17 protein-coding genes and 1 riboswitch are annotated in these 15587 nt (G+C 41.4%); of the genes, 11 read left to right on the forward strand and 6 right to left on the reverse strand.

Features of this window, described 5'->3' with window-relative positions:
* Positions 1-68: 68 nt before the first annotated feature.
* From ACQKFG_RS03105 to ACQKFG_RS03115, 3 genes are all read right to left on the reverse strand, one after another.
* Entirely contained in the window at positions 69-935 is an 867-nt protein-coding gene (locus ACQKFG_RS03105) for a Cof-type HAD-IIB family hydrolase (protein ID WP_192203621.1), read from the reverse strand.
* Positions 936-1081: 146 nt separating this feature from the next.
* A complete protein-coding gene (locus ACQKFG_RS03110) occupies positions 1082-1438 on the reverse strand; it encodes a YlbF family regulator (protein ID WP_192203620.1) in 357 nt (118 codons plus the stop codon).
* 90 nt (positions 1439-1528) lie between these two features.
* Complete coding sequence (locus tag ACQKFG_RS03115) at positions 1529-1804, reverse strand: hypothetical protein (RefSeq protein WP_427556120.1); 276 nt, start codon at positions 1802-1804, stop codon at positions 1529-1531.
* 349 nt (positions 1805-2153) lie between these two features.
* On the opposite strand from ACQKFG_RS03115, the gene ACQKFG_RS03120 reads away from it, so the two are divergent.
* The 6 genes from ACQKFG_RS03120 (at position 2154) to ACQKFG_RS03145 (ending at position 7708) form a co-directional block, all read left to right on the forward strand.
* On the forward strand, positions 2154-3515 hold the full coding sequence (locus ACQKFG_RS03120; RefSeq protein ID WP_349729043.1) for a YheC/YheD family protein: 1362 nt from the start codon (positions 2154-2156) through the stop codon (positions 3513-3515).
* Positions 3516-3532: 17 nt separating this feature from the next.
* Entirely contained in the window at positions 3533-4603 is a 1071-nt protein-coding gene (locus tag ACQKFG_RS03125) for a YheC/YheD family protein (RefSeq protein ID WP_342615234.1), read from the forward strand.
* 3 nt (positions 4604-4606) lie between these two features.
* On the forward strand, positions 4607-5974 hold the full coding sequence (locus tag ACQKFG_RS03130; protein WP_349729044.1) for a YheC/YheD family protein: 1368 nt from the start codon (positions 4607-4609) through the stop codon (positions 5972-5974).
* Positions 5971-7167, forward strand: a complete 1197-nt coding sequence (locus tag ACQKFG_RS03135) for a YheC/YheD family protein (protein WP_427556125.1) — start codon at positions 5971-5973, stop codon at positions 7165-7167. The genes ACQKFG_RS03130 and ACQKFG_RS03135 overlap by 4 nt, the downstream gene beginning before the upstream one ends.
* Before the next feature lie 63 nt (positions 7168-7230).
* Positions 7231-7434 (forward strand): YheE family protein, encoded by a 204-nt coding sequence (locus ACQKFG_RS03140; protein ID WP_427556128.1) that lies wholly within the window; start codon positions 7231-7233, stop codon positions 7432-7434.
* Between the two features lie 85 nt (positions 7435-7519).
* Entirely contained in the window at positions 7520-7708 is a 189-nt protein-coding gene (locus tag ACQKFG_RS03145; protein WP_076367325.1) for a hypothetical protein, read from the forward strand.
* Positions 7709-7829: 121 nt separating this feature from the next.
* On the opposite strand, the gene ACQKFG_RS03150 is transcribed toward ACQKFG_RS03145, so the two are convergent.
* Positions 7830-8654, reverse strand: a complete 825-nt coding sequence (locus ACQKFG_RS03150) for an MBL fold metallo-hydrolase (RefSeq protein ID WP_342615230.1) — start codon at positions 8652-8654, stop codon at positions 7830-7832.
* A 282-nt stretch (positions 8655-8936) separates the two neighbouring features.
* A riboswitch (SAM riboswitch) is annotated at positions 8937-9041 on the forward strand.
* A gap of 68 nt (positions 9042-9109) precedes the next feature.
* Between ACQKFG_RS03150 and ACQKFG_RS03155 the strand changes: the two genes are divergently transcribed.
* The 3 genes from ACQKFG_RS03155 to ACQKFG_RS03165 are packed head-to-tail and all read left to right on the forward strand — an operon-like array spanning position 9110 to position 11658.
* Positions 9110-10126 (forward strand): methionine ABC transporter ATP-binding protein, encoded by a 1017-nt coding sequence (locus tag ACQKFG_RS03155; RefSeq protein WP_427556132.1) that lies wholly within the window; start codon positions 9110-9112, stop codon positions 10124-10126.
* Positions 10113-10781: a methionine ABC transporter permease gene (locus ACQKFG_RS03160; protein ID WP_098372520.1), complete on the forward strand. Its 669-nt coding sequence runs from the start codon at positions 10113-10115 to the stop codon at positions 10779-10781. The genes ACQKFG_RS03155 and ACQKFG_RS03160 overlap by 14 nt, the downstream gene beginning before the upstream one ends.
* 55 nt (positions 10782-10836) lie before the next feature.
* Entirely contained in the window at positions 10837-11658 is an 822-nt protein-coding gene (locus tag ACQKFG_RS03165) for a MetQ/NlpA family ABC transporter substrate-binding protein (RefSeq protein WP_192203610.1), read from the forward strand.
* Between the two features lie 241 nt (positions 11659-11899).
* Here the strand turns inward: ACQKFG_RS03165 and ACQKFG_RS03170 are convergent, their stop codons facing one another.
* Positions 11900-12937 carry an NAD-dependent epimerase/dehydratase family protein gene (locus ACQKFG_RS03170; RefSeq protein ID WP_192203609.1) on the reverse strand — a complete coding sequence of 346 codons (1038 nt, stop codon included), beginning with the start codon at positions 12935-12937 and terminating at the stop codon, positions 11900-11902.
* A 183-nt stretch (positions 12938-13120) separates the two neighbouring features.
* Here ACQKFG_RS03170 and ACQKFG_RS03175 point away from each other — a divergent pair, with 183 nt between their 5' ends.
* Positions 13121-14005 (forward strand): PucR family transcriptional regulator, encoded by an 885-nt coding sequence (locus tag ACQKFG_RS03175; protein WP_427556137.1) that lies wholly within the window; start codon positions 13121-13123, stop codon positions 14003-14005.
* Positions 14006-14130: 125 nt separating this feature from the next.
* On the forward strand, positions 14131-15276 hold the full coding sequence (locus ACQKFG_RS03180) for an ABC transporter ATP-binding protein (protein WP_192203607.1): 1146 nt from the start codon (positions 14131-14133) through the stop codon (positions 15274-15276).
* A gap of 60 nt (positions 15277-15336) precedes the next feature.
* Here the strand turns inward: ACQKFG_RS03180 and ACQKFG_RS03185 are convergent, their stop codons facing one another.
* Positions 15337-15579, reverse strand: coding sequence for a hypothetical protein (locus ACQKFG_RS03185; RefSeq protein ID WP_387596500.1), 243 nt, complete (start codon positions 15577-15579; stop codon positions 15337-15339).
* Between the last annotated feature and the right edge of the window lie 8 nt (positions 15580-15587).

Genomic DNA, 15587 nt, shown 5'->3' on the forward strand with positions numbered 1-15587 from the left:
GAAATGAAACGGGCCTCGCAAGCTGCATTATCTGAATGGGGCCCCTTCATATGAAGGAGCCCTGCCATTCACTTAAGCATATTCATCTTTTGTAAAAATTCGATTGGATGCTGTTTCCGGAAAAATTCCCTCAGCATATAGGCAACACCATCTTGATCATTGGAGCGCGTCACCCATTTTGCCACTTTCCTTACTTCCTCATCCGCATTGCCCATGGCAACACCTAGACCAGATCCGGCAATCATCTCCATATCATCCAATCCATCGCCAATCGAGACGATTTCCGTTCTTCTAACCTCTAAATGGTCGGCTAAATACAATACACCACTCCATTTAGAAACCCCCTTCGGAACGATTGTAATTTTATGTCCTGGATGTAATATTGCATCCACTTCAGGGAACATTTTCTTCATCAATTTCAACATATCATTTTGATCACTTTTCTCTGAGAATATTACGTCCATCTTCGTCGGGGCCATCGGTTGGTCAATAAGCTCTTCACTGATATCGTCCACATAATTTTGAGCATAAATATTTTGTTCATTCAAATACATAACCGATTTACCTAGCAAATTGTCCGGAAGGTTCACCCGATTGCCCAGAGAGTATTTTTCATGAATGAGCAATATTTGGCATGTGGTCTTTTCAAGCATTTGCACGAGCTCTACAGTCAGTTCTTCCGATATTCTTTTTACCATTATCGGCTTTTCTACGGAAGCTCCGACAAAGGCCCCTTGCTGAGCAACCATCATCGGATTTATTTTTAGGGCTTTGGCCACTTTTTTTGCTGAGTGATAGTTTCTTGACGTCACAAGTGCAACATGGACACCTTTTTGGTGAACATAATCTATTGCTTCTTTAGTCGATTTATTTAAACGGCCATTCGACTGGAGCAATGTCCCGTCAATATTGACCGCAAGTAGTCGATATACCATGCTGATCTCCCCCATCTGTAGTATCCTCTTTCAAATTTATGACTAAAATTTCGGGAATAGAACATATAGTGGTTCACGACCCTTGCACAGGTGCATTCAGGGAACAAAAAAACCCCCAACCATTATAGAAGGGAGTCTCCAACTGCTTATTGCTGTTGTTCAGGCAAGCCATATAAATCTTCAAGCGGCTTCATGATAATTTTATTGAGGTCTGCAATGACCATGCTCATCCGTTGTTCAGCTTCCATCAATTGTGAAATGGTTGGGTTTTGTTGGACAAGCTGTACCGTCTTTTGTGCTTGCTCAACTTCTTCCGGTGCAATCTCCTGTCCCATCATTTGCTTTTGCTGCAATGTTATTTGCAGATTACGGAAGTTTTCAAACATTCCTTTTGTTGCTTCATCAGAATTGACAAGATCATATAAGCGTTGCAAATCGGCATATTCATTACTTGCCCTAATAGCCTTTTCCATTTCATACGCTGCATCATATACGTTATTCATTTATTTCCCCTCCCGGTAATCATTGTATTCATACATCTTTTCCACTATAACAAATCCGATTAAGAATTACACGTCATCCTATTAAAACAGTTACGAAACCTTGAAATAAACCGATGATTCTACCCCATTTCCTGGGACACCGAAAATGAAGAAACCTGTTCTTCCACGATATCTTGCTATGCAGTTTCTGGAATAGCGGCTGAAAATGAGTGATAAGTACTCAGCACCTTTTTCGACAATGGTGTCCGGGAAATTGGCGTCAATTCTCGAAGCGGCTTTCTTCATTCCCAATTGATCAAGCAATTGTGCAGTACTTTTTTCCGTAAACAATGCTTTCTTTACTTCTGCCTTCACGAAAATTTTCATATTCTGTATAGAGGCATCATTAACAATTTGCCTAATTATTTGCCTAACTCTTCCTGCCGCTCTGGAATCACCCCGGGTGTCAACGGCAGCTGTTTCCCGCAAGAATAGATTGGTTTATAAGGTTTGAACAGCATTCTGATAGCTAATAAATTAGTGAATCACCTATTACAGTACCAAAGACCATAAATAGAATCTTCACCCAAAACTACCCTTGAAATTTCTCCTTTTATTGCTTGAAATAAAGGCTTGATGACACCTTCTAATAAAAAAAACATAGAATGTGTTATCCACATTTGCCCATCATTTACTTATAAAAGGATATCAAACTTAGTGCAAACGGGGAATTATTATGAACCTTAACCATCAGAAAGTTTTCATTACGGTAAATTCCGCAGAAACTAGAAAGAAGGCGCTACTGTTTATCGAAGAAAAACTATTTGAGGAATGGGGCCTTCAATTTGGAGAATCCTTAACGATCATGGCTGGATGCCGTTCCGTCCCGGTACTTGTCCAACCATTCCCGTCATCCCAGCCTACATTGAAACTTTCATATGATATGAACCAGATTTTATCCTTACCCGTTTTTTCCGATCCAATCTCCGTCTCATACCATGTGGAAGGAAGGTCAATAAAAATAGGCCCATTCTTCGCTTCACTCATGAACCAGACCCCGTTGCAAGACGGGACATTCGGCGAGATGGAAAAATTTTATCAGGAAATGAAATCATATTGTAATCAGCAGGGCATCCCCTTCTATTTAGTAAAACTGCAGTCTCTTCAAGATGGAGTTGTGGAAGGCTACCTGCCTGGGCAAAATGGCTGGCAAACCTTTACCCTCCCCATTCCTGATGTATTTTATAACCGGATACACTCACGTAAACTTGAGGAATCGCATTCTTTCAAGCTGTTTAAAACTGAACTGGAGGAACGGTCGATACCGATGTTCAATGGAAGGTTCCTCTCCAAACATCATGTACATGAGCTGCTAATCTTAGAAGATGAGCTGTTGCCAAATTTGCCCGAGACGATCCTTTTTAACGAAAAGGAAACTTTCTTGTCTTTTATAGAAAGGCATTCGGTAATCTACTTTAAACCTTCAGCAGGAAGCCAAGGCAGGAATATTTGCAGATTAACGCAAGTAGCTGGAAAATGGAAAATCGAGCAATCCGGACATCTCCAGAATGTACATTTTGCTGATACGGATGAAAATTTGTATGAAACGTTAAAAAGATTTTCAAGAAGACGATCCTTCATTCTTCAAAAAGGGATTTCCCTTTTCGAAATCGATCAGAGAAAAGTTGATTTCCGTATTCTTCTTCACCGGAATGATCAGCTTGAATGGAAAGTTTCATCAATGGTTGCCCGGATTGGGGACCCTGGTACAATCGTTTCCAATCTTGCACAAGGCGGATTGATGAAAAATGGGCCGGACTTTCTAAAGGAAGCATTTGATCTTCAGGACGCCAGCCGCATATATCAAAAGCTCATTCGGCTGGCTAAAAATACTGCCCAGGCCTTGGTCGAAAACCATGACGATTCATTCGGTGAGCTAGGGATCGATTTAGCACTGGATACTGATACACATCCATGGATCATCGAAGTGAATTCAAAACCTTCGAAAAAATTTCAAGGCAGTTATGAAACCTTTCGTCCATCAGTAAAATCCATCATAGATTTCATGCTTGCCCTTAACCGCGAAGACCATCCATAAAAAGGAGTTGCTAGCTCGTGTTAATAGGATTAATGGCCGCGTCGGATACACATGAAAACAACTACTTCACCGAAATAGCCAAAACCGCTAAATCATTTAATATGAAAGTTTGTAAATTCTCACCTGAAAATATTGATATGGATCTTAAAAAAGTGCGTGGCGAGCGTTTTGATGCCGAGAATGAAACTTGGATTGCTACATCTTTTGATTTACCTGATTTTGTATATGATCGCTGTTTTCACGGATTAGTCCGTGAGTCAACGGAAACGCGAAACAAAATCAATTGGTTAAAAGATAACTCGAATTTCTTAGGGCTGGGCCTTCCTGGTAAGTGGGAAGTGTACCAAATCCTAAAAAACCATCCACACCTGCAGGCATTTTTTCCAGAGACCGTACAAGTGACGACGCCTGAAGATATTACCGGTCATTTAGAACGCCTGGATAAAATCATCATCAAGCCTGAGTTCGGTGCAGGCGGCACAGGAATCTATCTCCTAACAAAAACCGAAGACGGCACTTTGGTATCCATGACGAAAAAGGGCACCAAATATGACCGCCCATTCTCCTCCAAATCTCAGCTTAACAAATGGCTGCAGCATTTATTAAATCGATACCGCTACCTTTGCCAGCCATATTTAGAACTTTGCAACCAAAATAATGAGCCATTCGATTTACGGATTTTCCTTCAAAAAAACGAAAAGAATCAATGGATGGAACGGGGCCGCGGAATTCGCACTGGACAAAAAGACGGAATTACTTCAAATCTTGCCACAGGCGGTGAAGCCATTTCATTAGAGACTTTCAACAAAAGAAACCCGGATACGATTTCGATTGCTGTCGAACAAAAGATTCAGCATATCCTTCGCACGCTGCCCGTAGAAACCGAAGCTGTCTTTGAAAGATTATTCGAATTGGGGATTGATTTAGGCATCGATAAAAAAGGCCAATTATGGATCATGGACATCAACTCCAAGCCCGGAAGGAAAATCATTCAGGCACTACAGCCGGAGACCATGAAGGATATCCATCGCGCACCGTTTCAATATAGCCAGTATTTAGCCGAACATCTTCAGAAAGCAGGTGAATAGAAAGTGAGAAAGACTTACCCTGCCGAAATTGCCGCTATCCCTGGCAATGTTCTCTACTACCCTTCAGAGCTTGGAGATTTGGCAGAGATTGAATTAATTTATTTCGGACGGCATTCATGTCCTGCCATCGTCAAACAAAACCCAGCCGTCAATCAGTCAATCGTATTATCGGAAAGCCTTGCGGAATCCCTACTATTCGATCATACCGATATTCCCCTACATTTATTCATTTACGGCAAGAGCATCCATATCGGACCGCTTGTCGGAATATTTTCCTCAGGGTTCACTGGCGTTTCAAACAAACCATTAGGGGAGAGATCGGAATTTTTCGCAAAACTCCTTTCGCTTAGCAGGACCACCGGCTGTATCCCCTTTGTTTTTGGAGAGAATGTAATCAATTGGGATGAGGAGACAATCAAAGGCTATGTGTTTGCTAACGATCACTGGCACATAAATGAATTTCCTTTCCCTAATGTCATCTATGACCGTCTCCCAAATCGGATGACGGAAAACCGGGATGGACCTAAAGAAGTGAAGCGGAAATTCCAAAAAAAATATACAATACCATGGTATAATCCTGGATTTTTCAATAAATGGGATGTAAATGAAAGGCTATGCGCAGATGAGCGGGCACTGCCTTATTTGCCGGAAACATATCCATTTCAATCCATGTCCGTGGTGGAAACCCTTCTTTCCCATTACCGGCAAGTTTATATAAAGCCCATTCACGGCAGCCTCGGTCTAGGGATTCACCAAATTCTTTATGATAAGCATGAGGATGTTTACTATTGTCGCTATACAAATGAAGCAAAAGAAAATAAACTGCAAAAATTCCCTACATTGGAATCCATCGTTAAACATATTTTTCACGATCGACCGCTTGAAAACCTTATTGTACAGCAGGGCATCCCATTAATTCGATTTGAAAAACGTCCAGTGGATTTCCGGGTCCATACGAACAAGGACAGTAATGGAAAATGGCAGGTAACCGCGATTGCCGCAAAAATCGCCGGTGCCGGCAGCGTCACTACCCATATTAAAAGCGGGGGTGTCATCAAAACGGTTGCCGAACTGTTTGGAGATGACGATGAGGCGAAAGAAGTCGAACGAAAGCTATCGGAAGCCGCGCTGATTTTAAGTGACAGTATTGAAAAGAACTTGGACGGCATCATTGCAGAAATAGGATTTGATTTTGGATTGGATAAAAAAGGGCAGGTTTGGATGTTTGAAGCCAATTCCAAACCTGGACGTTCCATATTCGCCCATCCAAAACTCAAGGATTTCGAATTGCTGACCAGAAAGCTAAGCCTTGATTATGCCATTTATCTTACGGAACAGACGATTACGAAATCAATCAGTGTACCGCGATGAACATTTTTTACGATAGCCCCACTGAAAATTGGTACCACAATCATGAGAATGCTGAACTTTTCGCCGGCCCTGCCAAAGAGGAAATCAGCTATAAAAAGGACCATTCGAATCAACCCCTAATTCCAATCACGATATATCCCGGTAACCGGATTCTCGCCGTCGGAATTTTAACTGTTTCCAATCCCAAAAAGGAATCAGGTTTGGGTGGAAACCTGACCCTTTTTCGGGACCTATCATTATATTTATTAAAACATGGAATATTGGCGTATGTATTCACAGGAAATGCCCTTCATCCCGATTCGTTGAGAGGGTATGTTTTTTCCTCCATTTTAAACAAGTGGATCGAATGTAAAGTACCTTTCCCTGACATCGTCTATAACCGTATCCCTTCGAGGAGCTATGAGGCGTCAGAGGAATTCCAACATCTTATCACACACTTTAAAGATTCCCGAATGCATCTATTCAACCCCTGTTTTATAGATAAATATGTAATGTTCGAAGCATTAAATGAAGATGGATTCCTCACAAAACACCTTCCGCCCACAACGGTCTTACGAAACAGCGATTGCCTTTATTCATTCCTGGAGACCTACAGGCATATATACCTTAAACCCTGCAAAGGAAGCCAAGGGAAAGGCATTTATACCATAATCAAAAATGATGATGGTACACTATTGTTCAATAGCTTGAAGCATAGTGAGTCCTTCCCGGATTTCGCATCATTCTGGGAAACAAAAAAAAGGGATTTATTAAAAAGGAGCTATCTTGCTCAACAGGCGATCAGACCAAAAAAACTTTTTGGACATCGTTATGATTACCGGATTCTCGTCCATTATGAAAAAGGTTTTTATAAAGTGACCGGCAAAGCGGTAAGGATGTCACAAACCCAGGAAATCACCACCCACACTCCCCGAGGGGGTAAGCTTTTTCCTTATCAAGACCTGCAATCAAGAAGCCTGAATCAAAAATTAGCGAATATCGCCCAAAAATGCGGAGAGATACTTTCGAAAAAAATCGGGTTTCTCGGAGAGTTTTCCATTGATATAGGGGAAGACGAATCGGGTTCGCTCTTCATATATGAAGTGAACTCAAAGCCCATGCAATTCGATGAAGTGGAAATTGAAACAAACAGGCTTTTGCATTTAAAAAATCTTTTCATTGAATTAACTTTTCCCAACCTGACAATAAAATAACACCTCCAGCTGCCGTTTTCCATTATACTTAAATGAGAAACTGTATATATGGAGGTAATACATATGATCACTCATTTTCAATGGTCACCATTGCATAAAAATCTGCCGGGATGGAGAATTTCCTTTTATTTCAACAAGAAGGCAGTCCAAGCCTTGTATCATAAAGATGGCTCCATCGAGTGGACAGACAACCCGCCTTCCGAAACAGATGAAACCAAACTCAAAAGCATGGTACATGATTTAATGATCTTCCATGTATATGAATGAATTTTCTTTACATTCATGAAATCCTTATACAGAATAAAAAAAGCTCCTTTGCCTAAACTAAAGAAAAGGCTAGGAGGGATTAATTTTGGATAAAGAAAAAATGACATTTTTGAAGGATACCGAATATGATGGCAAGGACTCCGTTTACCTGGATATCGACCGTATCATCAATGAAGGAATGGCAGGCGGAAATGTGTATGAAGTCGCTAACCTTCAGAACATCGAAGAAGCACATGATTTTTATGATGAAACAGATCCCAACGAAAATAAATAATTTAGGTGGGCTCTCTTAAGGAGGGCTCCCCTTTTTTACTTATCCCGTTCATCTCCCGCTTGCACTGCATTCCCCCTATGGAAGTTGTTTGAGTGACAAATAGAAAACATTGAAATAGCATTCAAATAGTTCCATTGTCCCTTACATTTAAAATATTTTCTTTTAATATCGATGTAATGATATGCTCTGAATCCCATTCATGCCCAGATATCTCGATAAGGGGATAGCGATTAGGTAAAACGGCCTGCTGGATTTCATGAACGGTCAGCCCTTGAGAATGCAAGCGTAAAATTTCACCTTGTAGGTTTTCCAAATAATCGAGCTTTTTCCGAAACATGTCCTTCCCATCAGGGACATGCCCAGCATGGCAGCAAAACACTTCCCCGAAGTCATATTGAAGTAACCTTTTAATGGAATCGATGATGACCGGGACAGACTCTTCCCGTAAGACAAGCTTTGTTTTTGGTGTTACGAAAAGGTCTCCTGAAAAGAGCATGCCATTACTGTGATTCAAATACACCATATGGTCCTTTGCATGACCAGGGGTAAAAATCGGCTCCCACGTTTGGGTGCGTGAATGAATGGCCTTCCCTACCGGTTCAGCTTTAAAGGCGTCTCTCTTTCCCCAGAAAATTTTACGATATTCAGGATATACGGCATCCTTTGCACAAACCTCAACCGACATCGGATGAATGAAAAGCGGGACCTTTTTATTTTCCTGTATCCATGCAGCGCCCCCGGTATGGTCTTCATGATAGTGAGTCAGGACCACTGAGTCGAAGTCTGCGGACTCATAGAATGGAATGAGCTCTTCCAATAAAATCTGTGCGCCAGTATCTATCAATAGACCATCCGTTAAAAAGACATAAACACTCATCCCGGATTTGTTCCCGCCAGGAGTCCCGTTCACACAAACCACATCATTTATCGTGTTAATCTCTAACATTCAATTGCCTCCCCATCATTACACAAATATAGTTTCATCTTCCTTTTTTTAACTTTACTATAATAAATGTATTACCACTTCACTCTTTTGACAAGGAAATTTTGGAATAATTAACCTGGACAAAAATGCTGGATTATCGCATAATTGCCCTTTTTTAACGGACCTTACTAAATTTTAATAACAAAAAATCACCCCGAAAATTTCAGAAACGATTGACATTGTCGAATTTTACAAATAATATAGATTATATTGAAAAACTTGAAATATTTTAAAATAATAATTTACTTATCGAGAGTGACGGAGGGATCAGGCCCTGTGATGTCCGGCAACCGCCCTTAGGGAACGGTGCCACTTCCTGCAGAATGATTGCATTCTGAAAGATAAGACGAGATATAATTTCGCTGCCTCTTTCTGAATGATAGGGGCAGTTTTTTAATGTTTAAGGGGGAAAGCTCATGATTGAAATCCGTTCAGTCCGAAAGGAATACGTCTCGAAGAAAAACCGAGTTATCGGAGTGGATAACGTATCTTTAACCATTCAAACTGGCGAAGTGTATGGAATTGTCGGCTACAGTGGAGCTGGAAAAAGCTCATTACTCCGCTGCTTGAATTTGCTTGAACGTCCGACAGGTGGAAATATCATCATCGACGGCATTGATTTAACCTCTTTATCAAGTAAAGAACTTCGTAAACAACGGCAAAAAATCGGAATGATATTCCAACACTTTTCACTGGTCAGTTCAAAAACCGTTTATGAAAATGTCGCTTTCGCCTTAAAGGCCGCGCATCGGTCGAAGGATGCCATCAGGTTACGTGTATTGGAATTGTTGGAAATCGTAGGGCTCAGCGATAAGAAAGATGTCTATCCGGCGCAGCTTAGCGGTGGACAGAAGCAACGGGTAGGCATAGCCCGTGCCTTAGCAAATGACCCCACTGTTCTATTATGTGATGAAGCGACTTCAGCACTTGATCCAACAACTACAAAAGCGATTTTACAATTATTGAAAAAGATAAGCAGTAAGCTTGGCATCACCATCGTGTTGATTACACATGAAATGGAAGTGGTCAAAGAACTATGCCACCGTGTCGCCGTCATGCAGGATGGCCGTGTAATTGAAGAAGGTCCCGTTTATGAAATATTTTCACAGCCTAAGCAGGAGTTAACGAAGCAATTCATTAGCAGTGTTCTGGATTTCGCACTCCCTCCGCACTTGATTGATGAAAGTAAAGGTACGATCATTAAAATTCAATTCGAAGGGCAAACCGCTGGTGAGTCGATCCTTTCGGATGCTCTCCAATCCCATTCAGTAAAGGGGAATATTTTACACGGTAAAATTGAGTATATCCAGGATGTCCCTTTAGGCATTTTAATCATCGAGTTAATAGGCGATGCCGCTCAAGTTCATTCGGCATTGCAATATATAAAAAATCGTTCCAGTTCTGTGGAGGTGCTAAAACATGTCACTGCTTGATTCCATCGTCAATATTTTACCTGATCTTAATAAAGCCTTTCTTGAAACGATTTATATGGTCGGTGTTTCCCTTGCAGTAGCCCTGTTGATCGGTTTACCGCTTGGAGTATTGCTGTTTACAACAACAAGGAATTTATTTTTTGAAAATAGTATCGTGAATCGATCTCTAGGATTCGCAGTCAATATTGTCCGTTCAATCCCTTTCATCATTCTCTTGGTCGCCCTCCTTCCTTTAACGGATCTTCTAACTGGATCGACGATAGGGCCGAGAGCGGCTTCTGTATCCCTGTCGGTGTCCGCAATACCTTTTTTTGCAAGAATCGTTGAAACGGCATTACGTGAAATAGACAGAGGAGTGATTGAAGCTGCAATTGCCGTAGGAGCCACTCCATGGATGATCATTAAGGATGTACTTCTTCCAGAGGCAAAACCGGGTATCATTCAAGGACTGACATTAACGACCATTTCGCTTATCGGTTACTCAGCGATGGCAGGGACAATCGGCGGGGGCGGAATTGGCGACCTGGCCATCCGGTACGGTTATTACCGTTATGACAACACAGTCATGATCACGACGATCGTCGTGCTGATCTGCCTTGTGCAAATCATTCAAATGGTTGGTGACAAGGCCTCATACATAGTTAACAAACGATAGGGATCAGTCATTTTTCAATGATTCAATACATTTCATTAAACAGGAGGAATTTCAAATGAAGAAAATAGCTTCGTTATTATCAGTCTGTGCACTTGCCCTTGGCTTGGCAGCATGCGGGAGTGATGATGCATCCCCAAAAACTGAAGACAAAAAAGAATTGAAGATCGGGGCGACTACCGGGCCCTATGCCGATATGGTTAAAGAGGCCATCAAACCAGGTCTGGAAGATCTCGGATACAATGTAGAGATTGTCGAATTCACCGACTATATCCAGCCGAATAAGTCCCTTGGCAACCATTCGATAGATGCCAACCTCTTCCAGCATAAGGTGTACATGGATAACTTCGCTAAAGAAAATGATTTAGAGCTTTCCGACCTTATCATAGTTCCAACAGCACCAATGGGCATATATTCGAACAAGTATAAATCATTGAAAGAAATTAAAGACGGTACATCCCTTGCAGTGCCCAATGATCCGGTTAACCTCGCACGTGCACTTAAAGTGCTGGTGGATGAAGGGTTGATTGAAGTCGATCCAGATGTCGACCCTTTAAAAATATCTGAAAAGGATGTAACGAAAAATCCAAAAAACATCCAACTCAAACCATTGGAATCCGCTCAATTGCCCCGGGCAACAGACAGTGTTGACCTATCAGCGGTCCCTGGCAACTTCGCTCTTGCAGCGAAAATGGACCTCCAGGATGCCCTTGTTTTGGAAAAAATGCCGGATATGTATCGAAACGTTGTTACAGTGAATACAAAAGATGTAGACTCCCAATTTGCAAAGGATATTAAATCAGTAGTGGAATCCGACCAGTTCGAAAAAGTCATCGATGACAAATTTGCCGGGTTCGGAAAACCAGACTGGATGAATTGATCAAATAATCAGGCCTGCTTCCCCTTATTGGGAGCAGGCCTTTCATTAAGGACAACGTGGCGGCCGCCTTGGAAAACCTTGAAATCCTCACGAACCATGCAAGCAGATCCATGTACTAAAAAAACGATGGGGTTTTTACCCCATCGTTTTTTTAATTCCTTCACATTGTTTGGTTAAATCATCCTTTTCACCAAGCACACTTAATTTGCCTTCAGTACTTCTATAAAATAAAAGAAGGTTTCTAGCCTATTGTCTGTTTCCATAATCCAAGTAGATCACTTTCATGTTGTCTGTGGATACCTGCTTTTCTAACAACAGATTCCTGACGTCCCTTTTCCCAATTCCATATTTCTTCGAGGGTTTCTGATAGGGGACGGAATGTTAGTCCATTATTGATGGCTTTATTGTTATCGACAGCCAAAAAACCATTCAGAGGTTCCTTAGCTCCCGGAAAAGGGAATTCTTCTGGTATCCATAAAGGCATCTCTCCCCACGGCTCCACTTTATTGTCATCTAAAAACTTTTCAGATACCCATGTAAAGTCAGCATTACTTCCTGTTACCTTTTTGCAGCCTTCAAGTAATTGCCCCATAGTTAGTGTATAATCCGGTCCAACGGCATTATATGTACCTGTCATACTTTTTTCTATCATTTGGATGATCCATTGAGCCAAGTCCCTTGCATCGATGACTTGGATTGGACGTCCAGGGCGTCCAGGAGATAAAATTTCTCCCCCTTCCGCTATTCTTTTAAGCCAGTACGGCAATCGGTCAGTGTAATCATATGGACCCACTATTTGCCCCGCACGAATGGACAAAACTTTCCCCGGCAGTTCTTTTTCAGCTGCTTTTTCGCTTAATGATTTTAACGGTCCATAATATTCACCGTATATCGGTCCAGCAGTTCCGCGGGTGATCTCTTCCGCTTTATCATCATTTAGTATATGAACCTCTCCATTTTCATCAATTCCTGGCTCGGTTGGATCACTATAAACTGAGATGCTTGAAATATATGTATAATGTTTAACTTGATTAAGCAGTCTGCAAGATTTAGATACAGTTCGAGGGATAAATCCTGATGTATCAATGACTGCATCCCACTGTCTCCCTTTCAACATTTCCAGATCTCCATCGCGGTCCCCTTTTAACTGTTCTATTTCGGGAAAGACATAAGGATCGCTTCCACGATTAAAAAGTGTGACTTCATGCCCTTTCTCTATCGCAGCTCTTGCTAAATACCTGCCTAAAAACCGTGTACCGCCCAATAATAATATGTTCAAAAGATTCCCTCCTCTTTTTAACGATATTCCATAAAGCATACGCAATACCCTTTCCTAAAATTAATAAAACTTGCAACTTTTCTTTGATTATCCCTTCCCGGAAAAACTAGCAATATCCTATTCTTTTGAACTTTATTCTTTTTCGCTATAATGATATGGAAAGGGAGAAAGAAGGTGGAAATGATGCTTGAAAATCTTAAACAAAAATTCCCGAATGCCCTTACCAATAAAATGGATACTGATGAAATTTCTGACTATGTTTGGTTCGAAGACTCAAGAAGTATTCTTGGCATTCCCCGTTCAGAAATCACAGACGAAGAAATCCGTTTATTGGAACTGCTTTTTGCTCCTTCCATAAACCCGAATAACTTCAATGTACATCCAGACTCATCATGGAAAACTTTTTTATCCGAACCGAATGCACCATTGCCTTTAACGAGCTGGGAGAATGTTCGATTTCTTCATTTCAAGCTGACTCATGCTGATTTTTCCAACACCGATTTTGAAGAAGCCTTCCTCGCTTTCGTTCCATCTGAGGCAGCTATTGTTTGGGAAAATGAAACGGCAGGAGTCTTAATTGAAACGGACGAAGAAGAATCTTTATCAACTAAACAACTAATCGCCATTTCTTCCACGCTTGAAAGTGACTTTTATGTAAAGACCCGTATGTTCACCGGGCGCTTTCACCCTATAAATCAAGACCTTCATCAGCACTGGACTCAGGAGAAAAAGTGTTTTGGTTTGTCACAGATGCATCTGCCGGACCTAAAGGTGGCTGATTTGGCAGACATCATCCCTCACTCATTAATAAAGGATCCATCCTTTAAGGATGCAAAGTGGTATATCAATGAGATTCTTGGCAAGACCAAGCAGGATACAGAACTGATCAAAACGATTAAAACGTATATCGAATGTAATTCAAATGCCACCTATGCCTCCAAACAGCTTTATATACATCGGAACAGCTTACAATACCGAATCGATAAATTCTCTGAAAGAACTGGTCTCGATATTAGAAACTTCCGTCATGCCCTTACTGCATACTTGATACTTTTACTGAATGATTAATTTTCAATGCAAACAGGTAATATCACCCTTTTTTGTGCAATGTGCCCATACTTTTTTCAAATCCGATGGCTTAGACTATAGTTAATTGGTACAAGTAATCCAGGAGTTTAAAAGGGGGATTTTTCATGGCAGAGTTAGTGTTGGATCATATATTCAAGATTTATGATAAAAAGGTTACGGCTGTTAAAGACTTCAACCTTCGTGTTGCCGATAAGGAATTCATAGTTTTTGTGGGACCTTCGGGTTGCGGCAAATCAACGACATTAAGGATGATTGCCGGACTTGAAGACATTTCCCAAGGGGATTTATATATAGACGGCAAGCGAGTCAATGATGTCCCCCCTAAAGATCGTGATATTGCGATGGTTTTCCAGAACTATGCCTTATATCCTCATATGTCCGTATATGATAATATGGCATTCGGATTAAAACTCAGGAAAACGCCAAAAGCGGAAATCAAGCAAAGAGTCAATGAAGCGGCAAGGATTCTCGGACTTGAAGAGCTGCTAAACAGGAAACCTAAAGCCCTTTCAGGTGGTCAGCGCCAGCGTGTCGCACTTGGCCGGGCCATTGTAAGGGACGCAAAAGTTTTCTTGATGGATGAGCCATTATCCAATCTCGACGCAAAGCTACGGGTTCAAATGCGTGCGGAAATCGCTAAACTACATAAACGGCTCGACACCACAACGATATATGTCACGCATGACCAAACAGAGGCAATGACGATGGCAACACGTCTTGTTGTAATGAAGGATGGTATCATCCAACAGGTCGGTGCACCAAAGGACGTTTATGAGAAACCGATAAACGTTTTCGTCGGCGGCTTTATCGGATCGCCTGCCATGAACTTCTTTACTGGAACCTTAAAAGAAGGCACTATTAAAATAGGCGAACAAACACTTGAAATACCTGAATTGAAGATGAAAATGCTGCGTGATCAAGGATATGTCGGAAAAGACATAATCCTTGGCATCCGTCCGGAGGACTTCCATAATGAAGGTGCTTACTTCACGAAGTCCCCTAACACTGCATTCACAACCCAAATTGATGTAGCCGAACTGATGGGCGCGGAGATCATGCTCTACTCCACATTAGAGGGGCAGGACTTCGTCGCACGCGTCGATGCCAAGAATATCATCCAGGCAGGCGAAAACATCGAACTTGCCCTCGATATGAATAAAGCACACTTTTTTGACAAAGGGACTGAACATCGCATTTTAGTGGAAGAAGATGAACAGATGCAGGAAAGCATGAAGTTATCAGCCAATTAAACGTAAAAAGACCCATTCGTAGTGGGTCTTTTTACGTTTATTCAACTAAAAAGGATAAATTCATTCCTGGACCAATACCACTTCATCATGTCCGCATTCTGAGCATTTCATGAGATGCGGGCATTGGCCTTTTTGAAGGGATTTAGGGTATCCGTCGTTTTCTTTAAGTATGTCGATATCCATATAAGCACTGTAATCATCAGCGTAGTCCATGAATTTCCCTTTATCATCAAGATCACTGCCGCATTTCGGGCAATTCACATGAATTTTTCTTAGACCGTTGCAAAGCGGGCATAAAGACATTGTTTTTC

This window comes from Peribacillus sp. NPDC076916, from assembly GCF_050269675.1.
GTDB classification, from domain to species: domain Bacteria; phylum Bacillota; class Bacilli; order Bacillales; family DSM-1321; genus Peribacillus; species Peribacillus aracenensis.

What these genes read in the sequence shown, in the direction of transcription:
- ACQKFG_RS03105 (WP_192203621.1), bottom strand. Translation starts at nt 935, where the DNA reads ATGGTATATCGACTACTTGCGGTCAATATTGACGGGACATTGCTCCAG.
- ACQKFG_RS03110 (WP_192203620.1), bottom strand. Translation starts at nt 1,438, where the DNA reads ATGAATAACGTATATGATGCAGCGTATGAAATGGAAAAGGCTATTAGG.
- ACQKFG_RS03115 (WP_427556120.1), bottom strand. Translation starts at nt 1,804, where the DNA reads ATGAAAATTTTCGTGAAGGCAGAAGTAAAGAAAGCATTGTTTACGGAA.
- ACQKFG_RS03120 (WP_349729043.1), top strand. Translation starts at nt 2,154, where the DNA reads ATGAACCTTAACCATCAGAAAGTTTTCATTACGGTAAATTCCGCAGAA.
- ACQKFG_RS03135 (WP_427556125.1), top strand. Translation starts at nt 5,971, where the DNA reads ATGAACATTTTTTACGATAGCCCCACTGAAAATTGGTACCACAATCAT.
- ACQKFG_RS03140 (WP_427556128.1), top strand. Translation starts at nt 7,231, where the DNA reads ATGATCACTCATTTTCAATGGTCACCATTGCATAAAAATCTGCCGGGA.
- ACQKFG_RS03150 (WP_342615230.1), bottom strand. Translation starts at nt 8,654, where the DNA reads ATGTTAGAGATTAACACGATAAATGATGTGGTTTGTGTGAACGGGACT.
- ACQKFG_RS03155 (WP_427556132.1), top strand. Translation starts at nt 9,110, where the DNA reads ATGATTGAAATCCGTTCAGTCCGAAAGGAATACGTCTCGAAGAAAAAC.
- ACQKFG_RS03160 (WP_098372520.1), top strand. Translation starts at nt 10,113, where the DNA reads ATGTCACTGCTTGATTCCATCGTCAATATTTTACCTGATCTTAATAAA.
- ACQKFG_RS03165 (WP_192203610.1), top strand. Translation starts at nt 10,837, where the DNA reads ATGAAGAAAATAGCTTCGTTATTATCAGTCTGTGCACTTGCCCTTGGC.
- ACQKFG_RS03175 (WP_427556137.1), top strand. Translation starts at nt 13,121, where the DNA reads ATGCTTGAAAATCTTAAACAAAAATTCCCGAATGCCCTTACCAATAAA.
- ACQKFG_RS03180 (WP_192203607.1), top strand. Translation starts at nt 14,131, where the DNA reads ATGGCAGAGTTAGTGTTGGATCATATATTCAAGATTTATGATAAAAAG.
- ACQKFG_RS03185 (WP_387596500.1), bottom strand. Translation starts at nt 15,579, where the DNA reads ATGTCTTTATGCCCGCTTTGCAACGGTCTAAGAAAAATTCATGTGAAT.